Source organism: Corallococcus sp. 4LFB (assembly GCF_046520365.1).
In the GTDB taxonomy this organism is placed as follows: Bacteria; Myxococcota; Myxococcia; order Myxococcales; family Myxococcaceae; genus Corallococcus; species Corallococcus caeni.
On record NZ_JBKGHJ010001112.1, the window covers coordinates 1 to 908 of the forward strand.

Below are 908 nucleotides of genomic sequence, written 5' to 3' on the forward strand. Positions count from 1 at the left end.
CTGGTGCCCTGGAGCAGGAACAGCGCGGGCGACGGCGCCGCGACGCTGGCCGCGGCGAGGTGCTGCCGACGTGACGCTGGCGCGCGCTACCAGAAGGAGGCGGACGAGACGGTGCTCCTGGGAACGCTCAGCGTGCCCTGCCCCTCTTCGCCCGCGGACAGGAAGCGCGCCTCGTGGGTGAAGCGGACGCCCTCCGCGCGCAAGGGGAGCTTCGCGCCGCGCGCGTCGTCGTGCCCGCCCAGGTCCAGGCCGCGACCGACCGCTACCGCGCGAGCCGCGATGCGCTCGGGGCCCTGGAAGAGGTGCTGCCGCTGCTGGACGACAACGAAGCGCTGGCGCAGCGCTCCTACGACGCCGGCGAGATGGACCTCGCCGCCTTCCTCCTCATCCGCCGCGACACGCTGGAGGCGCGGGCCGCGTGGCTCGACGGCCTCCTGCGCGTCGCGCTCGCCCGAGTGCAGCTCGAAGTCGAAACCGGAGCCCTGCCATGAAGCCCACCCTGCTGCTGCTCGCCGTCCTCGTGGGCCTCACCGCCTGCAAGTCCTCCAAGGCGGAGCACGAAGACGCTCACGAAGCCGGGCACGACGAGGCCGCCCCGGAGAAGCTGCACGTCGAGTCCGGGGACGTCATCCACGTGCACGTCCCGCCGGAGATGCTCCGGGACCTGCGCGTCACCACCGCGAAGGTGGAGGCCGCCCGGGGGGAGAGAGCGTCACCGCGCTGGGAGAGCTGACCTTCAGTGAAGACGCCTACGCGGAGGTGTCCTCGCCGGTCTCCGCGCGCGTGGCCTCCGTCGCCGTGACGACGGGCCAGGCGGTGAAGCAGGGCCAGCGGCTGGCGGAGCTCCAGAGTCCGGAGCTGGGCCGGGCCCGCGCGGACCTCCGAGGCCACGCAGGCCCGCGCCGACC

The 908-nt window shown here is 74.0% G+C and carries 3 protein-coding genes; all 3 read left to right on the forward strand.

From position 1 onward, the window contains the following. Positions 1–173 precede the first annotated feature (173 nt). The gene (locus ACLEQD_RS44385; protein WP_410391927.1) at positions 174–491 is read left to right on the forward strand and encodes a TolC family protein; all 318 of its coding nucleotides are present in this window, start codon (positions 174–176) and stop codon (positions 489–491) included. Continuing rightward, positions 488–733 (forward strand): hypothetical protein, encoded by a 246-nt coding sequence (locus ACLEQD_RS44390; protein WP_410391928.1) that lies wholly within the window; start codon positions 488–490, stop codon positions 731–733. Before ACLEQD_RS44385 ends, ACLEQD_RS44390 begins: the two co-directional genes overlap by 4 nt. A 26-nt stretch (positions 734–759) precedes the next feature. Beyond that, on the forward strand, positions 760–908 hold a 149-nt coding region (locus ACLEQD_RS44395; RefSeq protein WP_410391929.1), incomplete at its 3' end, for a biotin/lipoyl-binding protein.

What these genes read in the sequence shown, in the direction of transcription:
- ACLEQD_RS44390 (WP_410391928.1), top strand. Translation starts at nt 488, where the DNA reads ATGAAGCCCACCCTGCTGCTGCTCGCCGTCCTCGTGGGCCTCACCGCC.